Annotated in this window: 10 protein-coding genes and 1 pseudogene; 10 read left to right on the top strand and 1 reads right to left on the bottom strand. The window is 39.7% G+C overall.

Going from position 1 to position 13,351, the window contains the following annotated elements:
* The first annotated feature begins 4 nt into the window (after positions 1 to 4).
* From ACFSFW_RS16105 to ACFSFW_RS16070, 8 genes and pseudogenes are all read left to right on the top strand, one after another.
* Positions 5 to 730, top strand: coding sequence for an enoyl-CoA hydratase-related protein (locus tag ACFSFW_RS16105; RefSeq protein WP_388039767.1), 726 nt, complete (start codon positions 5 to 7; stop codon positions 728 to 730).
* Between the two features lie 45 nt (positions 731 to 775).
* Positions 776 to 1,981 carry a CaiB/BaiF CoA transferase family protein gene (locus ACFSFW_RS16100; protein ID WP_388039765.1) on the top strand — a complete coding sequence of 402 codons (1,206 nt, stop codon included), beginning with the start codon at positions 776 to 778 and terminating at the stop codon, positions 1,979 to 1,981.
* A gap of 81 nt (positions 1,982 to 2,062) precedes the next feature.
* Positions 2,063 to 3,052, top strand: a complete 990-nt coding sequence (locus ACFSFW_RS16095) for a Bug family tripartite tricarboxylate transporter substrate binding protein (RefSeq protein ID WP_388039763.1) — start codon at positions 2,063 to 2,065, stop codon at positions 3,050 to 3,052.
* 162 nt (positions 3,053 to 3,214) lie between these two features.
* On the top strand, positions 3,215 to 3,667 hold the full coding sequence (locus ACFSFW_RS16090) for a tripartite tricarboxylate transporter TctB family protein (protein ID WP_388039761.1): 453 nt from the start codon (positions 3,215 to 3,217) through the stop codon (positions 3,665 to 3,667).
* 44 nt (positions 3,668 to 3,711) lie between these two features.
* Complete coding sequence (locus ACFSFW_RS16085) at positions 3,712 to 4,767, top strand: tripartite tricarboxylate transporter permease (protein ID WP_388039759.1); 1,056 nt, start codon at positions 3,712 to 3,714, stop codon at positions 4,765 to 4,767.
* Positions 4,731 to 5,039 (top strand): annotated as a pseudogene (locus ACFSFW_RS16080) (3-hydroxyacyl-CoA dehydrogenase family protein); the annotation flags it as partial. The gene ACFSFW_RS16085 and the pseudogene ACFSFW_RS16080, both read left to right, overlap by 37 nt.
* Before the next feature lie 33 nt (positions 5,040 to 5,072).
* Positions 5,073 to 6,224, top strand: a complete 1,152-nt coding sequence (locus ACFSFW_RS16075; RefSeq protein ID WP_388040341.1) for an acyl-CoA dehydrogenase family protein — start codon at positions 5,073 to 5,075, stop codon at positions 6,222 to 6,224.
* Positions 6,225 to 6,387: 163 nt separating this feature from the next.
* Positions 6,388 to 7,581, top strand: a complete 1,194-nt coding sequence (locus ACFSFW_RS16070; protein WP_388039757.1) for a thiolase family protein — start codon at positions 6,388 to 6,390, stop codon at positions 7,579 to 7,581.
* A gap of 68 nt (positions 7,582 to 7,649) precedes the next feature.
* Here ACFSFW_RS16070 and ACFSFW_RS16065 read toward each other — a convergent pair whose 3' ends face one another.
* Complete coding sequence (locus ACFSFW_RS16065; RefSeq protein WP_388039755.1) at positions 7,650 to 9,032, bottom strand: SGNH/GDSL hydrolase family protein; 1,383 nt, start codon at positions 9,030 to 9,032, stop codon at positions 7,650 to 7,652.
* 478 nt (positions 9,033 to 9,510) lie between these two features.
* Here ACFSFW_RS16065 and ACFSFW_RS16060 point away from each other — a divergent pair, with 478 nt between their 5' ends.
* Positions 9,511 to 12,522: a leucine-rich repeat domain-containing protein gene (locus ACFSFW_RS16060; protein WP_388039753.1), complete on the top strand. Its 3,012-nt coding sequence runs from the start codon at positions 9,511 to 9,513 to the stop codon at positions 12,520 to 12,522.
* Between the two features lie 141 nt (positions 12,523 to 12,663).
* Positions 12,664 to 13,245 carry a hypothetical protein gene (locus ACFSFW_RS16055; RefSeq protein WP_388039751.1) on the top strand — a complete coding sequence of 194 codons (582 nt, stop codon included), beginning with the start codon at positions 12,664 to 12,666 and terminating at the stop codon, positions 13,243 to 13,245.
* Positions 13,246 to 13,351: the final 106 nt, after the last annotated feature.

Below are 13,351 nucleotides of genomic sequence, written 5' to 3'. Positions count from 1 at the left end.
TAGATTGAAAGCAATCCAAGTATACAAGAACTTCAAAGTAAACCTTACGAATGATAACAAAATCTTAATTGTCACCTTTGATAGGCCACCTGTAAATGCTTTAACTCAAGAAAGCTATGAAGAGCTTAGCGCGATCGTTGAGTACGTGAATGCTCATAATGAAATTTGTGCGGTGGTTCTAAAGGCTGAAGGAAAGGTCTTTTGCGCAGGTGCGGATGTTAAAGTATTAGCAACGTATACACCCGCAGATGATGTCGTTCGTCGACCAAAGCTTCGTAAGGTTTGGGAGGATTTGTATCATTGTTCTGTCCCTGTTATTTGTGAGCTAAATGGAGCTGCTGTTGGAATGGGTGCAGTATTAGTAGGGTGCTCGGATGTTATTATTTCATCTGAAAAGGCATATTTCGCAATACCAGAAATTAATATTGGGCTGGTTGGAGGAGCGAAAGGTTTATCAAGGATTTTACCCTATCAAAAAATACGGACAATGGCTCTGACTGGTATGAAGTGCACTGCCCAAGATGCATACCAATTAGGAGCGATTGAAGCGATCGTTGATGAGAGTGAACTGAGCAGTAGGGTCATGGAATATGCTGAAACCATTGCAAGCAAAGGGTACAAAGTAGTAAGAAAGTGGAAGGAAGCATTATTACTTACAGAGCAGGTTGGAATAAAAGAGGGAATTATGCTGGAACAAACTCTAAATCTAGACTTGGCAAAAGTGAAGTAGCATTGGATTTTATTAAAAATGACGTATTGGAAGGTGTGTAAATCTGTGAGACCGTTAAGTGGAATAAGGGTGTTAGATTTTACCCACTATATTGCAGGACCTTATTGTTGTCAAACGCTAGCCGATCACGGTGCGGAAGTTATAAAAATAGAACCTATTAATGGGGAGCCTTCAAGGGTAGCTGAGCCTATCTATAACGATATTAGTATATATTTTGAAACGATGAATCGGAATAAAAAGGCACTATCTCTCGATTTAAAATCGAAGGAAGGGCAAGAAATAATAAAAAAGTTAATTGAAAGCGCTGATATTTTAGTAACGAATTATTCAGTAGGTGTTCCTGAAAAACTGGGAATCGATTATGAGACGATTTCTAACATTAATCCCAAAATTATAATGGTTCATATTACGGGATTTGGTTTAACGGGGGCAAACAAAAACAAACGTGCTTTTGATGGAATGATTCAAGGGTTAAGTGGAGCCGCTCATTTAACAGGAGAACCAGACGGGCCTCCAATAAAATCAGGATTATTCATTGCCGACCATATCACTGGATTGCAAGGTGCTAACGGCGCACTGCTTGCGCTTCAAGCTAGGGAACGTACAGGTAAAGGGCAATTGGTAGATGTTGCAATGCTTGATTCTATGGTATCCATGTTATTTGAAAATTTATCACTCGTTAGTGTGCTTAAGGAAAATCCGATGCGAATTGGAAACCGCAGCAGAAATGTATTTGCAACTACCTTTCCGGCAGTAGATGGTTATGTATATATTGCGGCTCTTGCTCCGAAAATGTGGAGTGAATTTTGCAAAGTGATCGGACGTCCCGAATGGGGGAGTGAGACTTCACCTTACTACACCGTGAATGGGAGACTTGATAACTATGATGAGCTTGAAAAGCGAATATCGGAATGGACATCAAGTAGGACGGTTTCCGAAATTGTTGACTTACTAGAAAATGCATCAGTCCCTTGCGGAAAAATCAATACGATTGAGGATGTACTTAAAGATGAACACTTACGTAATCGGGATATGCTAATTGATATAGAAATCAATGACACAAAAGTAACAGTTCCAGGTGTAGTCGTCAAACTATCCGATGAGCAAAGTGTATTAAAAAATCGATCTCCTGAAATTGGTGAGCACACAAAGGAAATTTTACAAGAAATAGGTTATTCTTCTTCAACTATTGATGCCCTTCATAAACAGGGGGTAATTTCCCGAAAGAAAGATCCTACAAAAACTATTTAAAAATATCAAAGGAGCTACAAGGTTTTACTTATTATAAATGGATTCAAAAAAATGATGAAAATAAGAAGAGGGGGAAACAAGATGAAAAAAAGATGGTTCATGTTGGCAGTAGCTTTGATTTTTGTATTGCTAGTAGGCTGTTCAAAGTCAGAGGAAACAAAAACTTCGGATGAAGGCAAAAAAGAGGATGATAGTTTTCCAGAAAAGCCAATAACACTAATTGTTCCTTATGATACTGGTGGTAGTACAGACACATCTGCACGGGTATTGGCTGAGGCAGCGTCCAAGCACCTACCAAATCAAGTATCAATCGTTGTTGAAAACAAACCAGGTGGTTCCTCAACTGTGGGATTAACACAATTATTTAATGCCGAACCGGACGGCTACACAGTTGCGGTAACAATGGAAACGGGTGTTGCAATCAAAACACATACCGATGAATTGCAATACGAATGGGATAGCTTCGAAGAAGTACTTCGACTTGTATCAGCTCCTCAATTATTGATTATTCGTGAAGATGCTCCGTGGCAGGACTTTGGAGAATGGTTAGAATATGTAAAAGCCAACCCTGGAAAATTTAAGTATGCACATTCAGGAGTAGGCTCGATTGGCCACCTAGCAATGGAAGAGCTTGCTTCGAAAACAGGTATTGAAATAGTTGGTATCCCATATAGCGGCGGTGGACCTTCTATGCAGGCACTTCTATCAGGAGAAGTGGATGGTGCCATAGGTAATCCATACCAAGTAGATGACACGATAAACCGAATTCTTATAGATACAGGTGCTGAAAAAAGTGAGTTATTCGAAGCTCAAATATTAAAAGATTATGGAATTGATAGCGGAAATACACCTTGGATCGGACTACTTGCAACACCAGGTGTACCTGAGTCAAGATTGGATATCATCCATCAAGCGTTTAAAAAGGCTCTCGAAGATCCAGAAGTAAAAGCTAAGCTAACAGATTTAGGGCTTGCACCTTATTATGCGGATAGTGATGAGTTTAGAGAAGTAATAAAAGATCGATATGATAAAAACAAAGTAATTCTTGAAGCGATTGGTGCGATAAAGTAAAAGGAATTTAGCTCATATCGAAGGGGCTGTTCTACAGAAGAAGTGCATGAACTATTACTCTATATCTAGGAATGTATAAAACATATACCAAGGGGTATCGAGCATTAGGTGGAGCGCGGAAACTGTAGAACAGCGTTTTTAATGAACTGATGGAGGTGCGAGATGACGATAAAACGATCTTCTTATCTAGTTTTACTGCTACTAATAGTAGTTGGAGTTGTGTATATCAAAACGGCGATTGACCTGAATGGTGGAACAATTTCCGATATAGGAGCAGGTTTTTTTCCTATCATTCTCGGAAGTTTATTAATTATTTTATGTGTAGTTAGTTTCATTCAAAGTGTATTGAAAACGAATGATAAAAAATTGGATTTGCCAAATCTACCCTTAATATTAATTACTATCGGAATATCGGCATTATTTATTATAAGTTGGAACTGGTTTGGCTATTTTTATATAAGCCTCGTTGTATACCTCTTAGCATTAATGACCGTTTTTTATAAGGAAGAGTTGAGAAATAAAAGCAGACTCTTGAAAAATATCTTACTATCATTATTCATTACGGGGTTAATCTATTTTGTTTTTGATTACTTGTTAGGATTAAGGCTTACTTAGGAAAGGTGTCATATAAAATAATCTAGATTCAAGGAGTTGAAGCTATGGAGTTTCTTAATTTTGACTTTTCTTCATTATTTTCTCTTTCAACCCTATTCGCAATTATATTAGGAACATTTGTAGGAGTATTAATAGGTGCTTTGCCAGGGTTGGGTGCAGTGCTAGCACTTGTACTAATGCTCCCGTTGTCATACTCAATGGATCCCATGGCAGCTATCCTCCTATTATTAGCCACCTACCAGGGTGCTGAATACGGTGGTTCGATATCCGCTGTTATATTAGGTATTCCAGGTACTCCGGCGGCTTTGGTAACTGTATTTGATGGTAATGCCATGTCAAAACAAGGTAAACCTGGAAAAGCCATTGCCTATTCATTAACGGCCTCCGTAATTGGTGGTTTAGCTGGTGGGTTAGCACTGATTTTCTTATCTGGTCCACTAGTAAAATTTGCTTTATCCATTGGTGAACCAGAGTTCTTTTTAATCGGTTTGCTTGGATTATTTGCAGTAGGAATGCTGAGTTCAGAGGATAAAGTGAAGAGTCTCATTGCAGCTGTACTTGGTTTAATGGTGGGGACAATCGGGATGGATGCATTCACTGGGGCGCCTCGCTTTACATTTGGGGAAATTGAATTAATGGAAGGTGTAGACTTAGTTGCATTATTAGTCGGTATGTTCGCAATCTCAGAATTATTAATTATGGTTAGTAAGGATTTAAAGGTGAAATATCAAACAGACCAAAAAGGTCTTTCCCGATTTATGACAAGATTAAGTTTTAAAGATTTCAAGAAGATATTTAAAGCATCAACACTTGGTTCCCTTGTCGGTATTATTATCGGAATCATTCCTGGTATGGGTGCCGGTCCAGCTTCATGGTTTTCCTACTCGATTGCCAAAAAGACATCCAAGAGCCCAGAAACATTTGGAAAAGGAAATCCTGAAGGGATTGCAGGTCCTGAAGCGGCAAATAATGCAACAGTAGGCGGTGCTCTATTACCATTATTAACACTTGGTATTCCTGGGTCACCCTCTACATCCTCCCCTTTTATATATATGCAAAAATTGTCAATGAATTCCCTGGATTTGTCACCTCAAGAATGAACTGTTTAATAGGAAATGAAGCAATGAATATGCTGATGGAGGGCGTAGCAACTGCTGAGGATATAGATAAAGCAATGAAGCTAGGATTAAACCATCCAATGGGACCACTCGAATTAGCTGACTTAGTTGGTCTTGATACGAGACTGCGTAATATGCAATATTTGCATGAAACCCTGGGTGAAAAATACCGCCCTTGCCCCTTACTTACCAAATATGTAAAGGCAGGAAGACTGGGGAGAAAGAGTGGAGCGGGATTTTATGAATACAAGTAATAAGGAGGGATTGTTATCAATTTCTCTTGTAGAATACTAGAATATCAAGAAAAGATAAGAAGGTTTATAGAATCTGAGGTTGAACCGCTCGCCACATCCATTGAAGAGAATGACTTGATACCTGAAAAGCTTGTGGGGATGTCAAAGGAATTTGGGCTGTTTGGGTTAAGCGTACCGGATGAGTATGGTGGATTAGGTCTTAGTATGGTAGAAAAATGTGCCATTTATGAAGAACTCGGAAAAACCCATAATGGATTTACCACCTTAATCGGTGCTCATACAGGAATTGGATCAATGGGGATTGTTCAACTTGGTACGCACAATCAAAAAAAGAAGTACTTACCTAAAATGGCAAGTGGAGAATGGATTGCAGCATTTGCCTTAACGGAGCAATCTGCAGGTTCAAACGCATCGAACATAAAAACAAGAGCAGAACGTAAAGGCGATAAATATATCATTAATGGTTCAAAGTATTATATTACGAATGCAGTTGTTGGGCATGTTTTTACCGTTTTAGCGGTTACTGACCAGGAAAAAGGGGCAAAAGGCATAACCGCATTTATAGTGGAAAAAAGTTTTCCAGGATTTAATGTAGGAAAAATTGATCAAAAAATGGGGCTGCGTGGCTCGCATTCTGCTGAATTAATTTTTGAAGATATGGAAGTACCTGTTGAAAATGTTTTAGGAGAGATAGGGCAAGGGTATGTGAGTGCTTTGAAGATATTGACAAATAGTCGAGTCGGGTTGGCTGCAAGGAACCTTGGATCTGCTGAAAAATTATTAACCTATTCATTACAGCATGTTCATGAAAGAGAGCAATTTGGTGTTCCTTTAATGGAACTCCAAGCGATTCAACACATGATTGCTGACATGAGTATGCAAATTGAAACATTGCGAGCCATTACGTACCGTGTCGCTGGTTTAACAGATCAGAATCAAAGAGTCGTAAAGGAAGCAGCTATAGCAAAGCTATACGCGTCAGAGGTTTACAATAAAGTAGCCGACCTTGCTCTCCAAATACATGGTGGGAAGGGCTATATGAAGGATTATCCAATTGAACGTTTTTACCGAGATGCTCGAATCACAAAAATATATGAAGGTACCTCTGAGATTCAACGAAATATCATTGCAAATGAGCTTTCTCGTAGCTTTAACGTTATTCAAAAGAAGCCACCACTTCTGTAGCAGGTGGGATTAATCATTTCAGCAGGGACTAAAAACAGGTTGAATAAAGTTAAAGCCTCCGGCGGATGCCTCGATTTTTCGAAGGAGATTTTTCGAGCAGGCTCGAAAAAAATCGGGCGCAAATACGCCAATGCGCATTTGATAAAAGAGCGGAGGAACAAAGATGCAGAATAGTTATATCGTAGAAGCAGTTCGAACACCAATCGGAAAAATCGGTGGAACAATGAAGGATATCACAGTAGACCGTCTTGGGGAAGCTGTCATAAGGGAAGTTATCTCTCGAACAGGTCTTGATATTTCAATAGACGAGATTATTTTAGGCTCTGCCAAGCAAAGTGCCGATACATCGAATCTTGCAAGGGTGGCATCATTAAGAGCTGGTGTTCCGGAAGAAGTACCTGCGTATACCGTACACCGTCAGTGTGGGTCTGGAATCCAAGCCATTCATAATGCAGACCAACAAATTCGCCTCGGATTAAGCGACGTTGTGATTGCTGGGGGTGCGGAAAGTATGAGTACAGCCCCATATTATATCCGCAACGCACGCTTTGGTATCAAATCCGGTAATGCTCTTATCCTAGATCCCAATACAGAAAGTCAACCTGGCTCTCAACCCATTGAAAAATATGGTCCGCTAGTGATGGGAAGCACGGCTGAAACATTAGCGAGTCAATATCACATTTCAAGAGAGGAACAGGATGAGTTTGCATTAAGGAGTCAGAAACTAGCCAGTAATGCGATAAACAAAGGGTACTTTAAGGACGAAATTTTACCAATTGAGATTAAGGACAGACGGAATCATTTTTATTTTGATACAGATGAACATCCACGAGAAACAACATTAGAAAAATTAGCAAAACTCCCTCCTGCATTTATGGAAGCTGGTTCCGTAACGGCAGGAAATTCGAGTGGAAGAAACGATGGTGCTTCAGCTGTTCTTATGATGTCAGAGGAAAAAATAAAGGAATATGGTTTGAGTCCAAAAGCAAGAATCATTGCCCAAGCATCAAAAGGCGTGTCTCCCACCGTGATGGGAATTGGTCCAGTAGCTTCAACCCAATTGGCATTAAAACAATGTGGCCTGACAATTGATGATATCGATCTAATCGAATTGAATGAAGCATTTTCTGCACAGGCTTTAGCGGTAATAAAGAGTTTGGAATTAGATTTGAACAAGGTGAATGTGAATGGAGGAGCTATTGCCCTAGGCCATCCTATTGGTGCAACTGGAGCAATCTTAATGACGAAACTTCTCTACGAAATGAGACGTAGAAATCTAAAATATGGCTTAGTTACACTTTGTATTGCAGGTGGTATGGGCATTACATCAATCATCGAAAACCTGCAAGTGAAGTAATGGATCACGTGGACAGGTCCCTTGTCCCACAAGAAAGCCTATCTTTCGATTGAAAGATAGGCTTTTTATTATGCTGTTTTATGTCTTCTTACGTACATAAACAATACAGCTGAACCAATTAAAAGAGTTGTGATTCCAATCGCAAGCATATTAAATAGTGGGCTTGCAGTGTTAGGTAGTTTTGGACCTGATTTTGTTTCGGTCTTTTCAGGTGTTACCTTTTGCTCATCCTTAACAGGCTCTTTTATCGGATCTTCTTTTGGATCCTCCACTTTAGGCTCCTCGTTCACAGGCGGCTCTTCAACCGGAGGTTCTTCTACAGGTGGTTCCTCGACCGGTGGCTCCTCCACAGGTGGTTCTTCAACTGGCGGAACAATATTCTTCACCTCAATTGAAGCAACTCCCTTCTCGCCAGTTCCACTCAATACATAAACAGTGTAGAAACCATTTTCCGATACTTCAAACACTGGATTGTCCAGCGGTATGTCATTACCTTCTGTTTCAAAATCCTCTACAGCTAATTCCCCAGGCAGCCACTTCATCTCCAAGACTTCTTCCTGGTTTGTTGTAACGTCGATTGTGACAGGGCCCTCTGTAGAGTCGGCAGGTGTTGCAGATAATAAGATTTCCAGTTCAGGAAGTTCTGGCGGTAACAATGAAATCAATACTTGATCCGCTAGAGAGGCCAAAGCCTTCTGTCCCTCAATAGTAGGGTGTACGTCAGGGAATGGTAGAATGTAAGTAGCTTGTTTCCCATTATAAGCTGAATAGGCATCTACTAAAAATGTTCCGGGTACACTTGCTGAAATTGGTGCGATTACCTTTTGATTCACATTTGTGATAATTAGCTCGCCCATCGTATGTAAATTAGGCACGATTTGTTCGATATGTGCACCAAATGGGTTATAGGCGTTATAGAAGAGAATTGGAGCCTCTTGATTCACCCCACGGATGGCACCCATAATTTGAGTCAGATTACTTCCTAATTGAATAGACGCAGCTTCAATTTTTTGTGTAATTTCTGCTATCTTTTCCGGTGTTAGTGGTGTTCCTTCAGATATGAGTTTCCCAACTTCTGCAGCCTGAAGTAAGTCATTGTTTCCGATATTTAGCGTAATGACATCAGCTTGAGCGATTGCGGGCAGATAGGCTGGGTTATTTTTGATCGCATCTAGCAATTGACCCGAGGTCCAACCAGGAAAACTCAAGTTCTTGACATCAAAACCACCATTTAGTATATAATTCGGAAATGCATGTGCAGATGGCTTTGATTTATCTGGATTCTCCCCCTCATAGAGATTCCAACCAAAGGTGATGGAATCCCCAAGTGCGACTAGAGATGGCTTGTCCACTGGAACATCCTCAGCAAAGGCAATAGGAGCCACTACAGTCTGAAACAATAAAACGAGTAAAAATAGAATGCTAAGTTTTGTCTTTTTAAAAAAATGCATCTAACGTCCTCCTTCTTTTGTAATAGTTTCATAGTCTTTTATAGTTTATTTGTAATTTTCAGAACCATCAATGTAAACCGTTCGCTAAATTCCTACAAAATAATACAAAATCGGTCATGGAAACAGGACACTAAACCACCAAACGTCACTCTATCAAATAAGGTAGACCAAAAGGCGAAAAACTGTTAACACGCAATTATGCCTGCTGGAGGTGCAATTCTTCAAAATAAAACGCAATTCCACGTCGTTAAAACGCGAATCCTCAAATTAAAACGCAAATATCATAAAGAAAGGCGCAATTCCCCACCAACCAATATGCCCCTACATGACCTTTATCCCGCATCCCTCAAAGTTAATATTTTCACCATTCGAAATATCCCAAATATAGTAAAATTTTGATATTATTTTCCTATTCTGTGATATATAATATGCTGGATGGTTTCTATTATTATTGTAAATCCGGTAGGAGGAAGAAAGAATGCGCAATCGAAAATGGCTAAATGTGAGTATGGTCCTAGTTTTGCTGCTTTCGTTCATGAGTCCATTGACCATCAGTAGAACTCATGCCGAAACAGGGCTAAGCCAAGTAAGTTTGACAGAAACAGAGAACGGCATTACGTTATCGTGGGGAGCGTCACTCCCAGAAGATGAAGAAATCACAAGCTTTCAACTTAGCAAAAATGGACAAACGGCTGAAATCCAACCGAATGTTCAAAATGAAGAAGGAAATGTAAAACAATATTCATATGAAGACACAGAAATCCAACCAAACACCACGTATACATATGAAATAACAGCATTAACGTCAACTGGAAATCTACTAATCAGCGAAAAAGTAGAGTTCAATTCTGCTGACACTATTGTGGAAGAAGGGGAAAAACCAGAAGAAGCTGGAGTCCCTACTGAAACACCTGTGGAAACGGAAACTCCAGAATCACCGGAAACACCTGGATCAGAGGAACCTGTTGACCCAATAGAACTCCCTGCATTCCCAACTGAAGCAGTGGAAGAAATAGTGACGACAAACATCAAAGTCTCCACATTAAATGGCAACACCCCATGGGAGTTTGGTTTTTCAATCATTGGGGTTAGCGACAATGTAGCTGGCGAGGAGTATTATGGCTATTTAGATGATGAGGGCTATTTTATTGAAGGCTACACAGGCAATAAGAATCTAGAGCTAAAGACAGGAACCTATAATCTTGTCACATACAACTATTCTACTGACGAAGAAATCACAGCTGAATTTATGGTAGAAAGCGAGCGTGACTACCTAACAAATCCAATTGAGATTCTTTTAGACGATGAAAAACTAATCATTAAAAAAGAATTATATGTGGAAGGTGTAACGGACCAGTCTATCTCAATCTATTGGGAAGAGCCTTGGGAGCCGACCGACATAAATAAATACCAAGTGTACCTAGATGGCACATTAGTTGAGGAGATTACCGATCCGTATATGACATCATATACGTACACTGATCTTTTACAAGAAACAACCTATCAGTTAAAAGTGGATATTGTTTATCAAGATGACACGGTTGAGACAATTGAAACTGAGGCGTCAACAATTGCACCACCAGTAGGAGATAAAGTCCAATTTAAAGATGAAAATTTAAAAGTAGCAGTCGCTGAGGCGTTAAAAATCTATCACCGCGACGTCTATGTGGACGATATGGAAAGATTATCACACTTAGATGCTAGCTATTTAGAGATACAAGACCTAACTGGCCTTGAGTATGCAACAAATCTTGAGGACCTATGGCTAAGTGGCAATGAAATCACAGACTTAACACCAATCAAAGACTTAACGAACCTATTCTATTTAGATTTAGATAGTAACCAGATTTCTAGTATTGAAGATTTAGCAAATTTAGAGAATCTCAGTGTATTATCTTTAGCGTATAACCAATTAGAAGAAATCGATACGTTACTTGAGATGCCAAACCTAACGTATGTATCCTTGTATGGCAACTATGGACTTGATTTTTCAAAAGGTTCCGCGACCATCGAAGTCATCAAAGAATTGCATAACAAAGGCGTCACTGTTGAGTGGAGCGACTTTGGTCACGAGATTTTCGTAACGGATTTGACCGAGTCCACAGTTGAATTTGAGATCAATTTTTTTGACATAGTGGATAACATCTCTAAATACGTTATCTATGTAAATGGCGAGGAAGTTGCGGAAACACCTGCCTCACAACCGTTTTATAAGCTAACAGGTCTTGAGCCTTTAACTGATCTTGACATCACAGTTGACGGTGTGGACGAGGACGGCTTTATCTGGGGAAGTGCTAATACGTACGTAGTAACACCACCGGCTCCGTCAGGAGACCCTGTTCAATTTGCTGACCCAGCCCTAGAAGAAGCGGTGAGAGACGCATTACGTATTAAATCTCGTGAACTCGTGGAAAGTGATTTAACTATTTTAACAAGTTTTGATGCAACAGACAGAGGCATTACGGACTTAACAGGTTTGGAACATGCAATAAATCTTGAGGACTTGAACCTGGATTCAAATGCAATTACAAACCTTGAACCGCTTAAAAGTCTAACGAATCTATCCTATTTATCAATAATCAACAATGAGATCTCAGACATTTCGGCTTTGAAAAATTTAACGAACCTACAGTTTCTAATGCTAGATTGGAATCATATTGAGGATCTTAAGGCTCTATCAGGTCTTACAAACCTATCTATGTTGTCTTTACAGAACAATAGGATAAAAGATATTTCTGTATTAGAAAACCTAAACATCGCCTTTTTGAACCTGGCTTACAATGAAATCACAGATATTTCAGGTTTACTAGCGTTACCATATTTAGAGTTTGTACTCATCATGAACAATTCACTTGATCTCACTGAGGGGTCAGAGGCGCTAACAATTATTAGAGAGTTAGAGGATAATGGGGTAGTTGTACTTTATGAATACCTCGATATTTCAGCAGATCATGTTACAGATACCGAGATTGAATTTAGCTGGAAGCCTGTAACGACAGATGGATTTGAAGATTTCACCTATTATGTATTCGTAGATGGGGAAGTAGTAGCAGAAGAAACAAAGGATACAAGCTACTTACTCACGGATCTAGATCCTGATACTGACTACAACATCGAAATCATTGGATTTGACGAAAATGACGAAGAGCGTGTCATCTTGGGATCAACTATAATTACAACTGCAGCCTCTGAGGAAGATCCTGGTGACGAACCAGGTGAAGAAACAGACCCTGAAGATGGCAAAACACCTGAAGATCAACCATCTGATGACAAGGATGAAGTAACACCTCCAAGTAAGGACACTGAAAAAGGCAACACACCAAAAGAAACAAATGATAAAAATCAAGACACAAAGAGCAATGACAAGAAAAACGATGACAAAAAGCTACCTTCAACAGCCACAAACAGCTACAACCTATTACTAGTTGGCTTACTATTCCTAGGAGCTGGCCTCATCGCAGTAATGGCAACACGAAAAAAACAAGCATAGGGGCACGGGGACAGAACCTAGTCCCACCCAATCCTCACCGTCCGAATTAAATTTCGGGCGGTGATTTATTATTGAAGTCCATTTCCCCAACTAATTGGGACATTAAAAAAGCTTTTAATTCCCTAATTTCCGAGGTGCAAGATGAAACTCATCATTTACATTTTTTTAATTGCTTTTACAATTTGTTGGGCGGTCTTAAAGAAAGATGAGAATGTGGAAGGAGAGAAAATTGATTTTTCCGTATTCAATCGTTTTTTAAACGTCCTCGGCTTTTGTCTCACGGTGTTCGCTTATGGATGGATTTTGTTTAAGGAAGACCTGTTTCTGTGGCTCTGTTTCTATACGGGCATTCTCGTCGTGCTTCTCATAGGGTTAGCTGAAAAAGAGAAAAGATTGGGAAATTGGGTGACGATTATTGTCTTAATAGTAGTCATATTTTGTGGGTTCCGAGTACCCACTCATCCCGGTTCATTCCAGCAATGGATAAGTGAAAATAAGCAGCTCTATTGCCCGAGCGACTATGATTGTGTCAAAGTGTCAACCTATATTGACGCAAAAGGAAGCTTAATAACGAAGTCAGAAATCGTTCCTATTACTAAAGCTGATTCAAACTGGTATCTCCTATTTGTAACCGGCAACTTTGCTTACGAAGATAGCAACGGCAAAGAAGTAGAGTACAAAGGAATTAACATTGCAGGTTGGTGGATTGAAACGACTAATTAAATTCTTGCTAGTCACCAGACAAAAGTCATACTTATGGTGGCTGGCTTTTTTGTGACAGGGTACCTGACCTTGTGAACCAGACCGCTCAATCGAGCCTTGCTCAGGA

The organism is Ferdinandcohnia salidurans (assembly GCF_042680725.1).
GTDB lineage: Bacteria > Bacillota > Bacilli > Bacillales > Bacillaceae_L > Ferdinandcohnia > Ferdinandcohnia salidurans.
The sequence above is the reverse complement of the archived record's forward strand: the minus strand, read 5'-3'. Positions and strand labels throughout refer to the sequence as shown.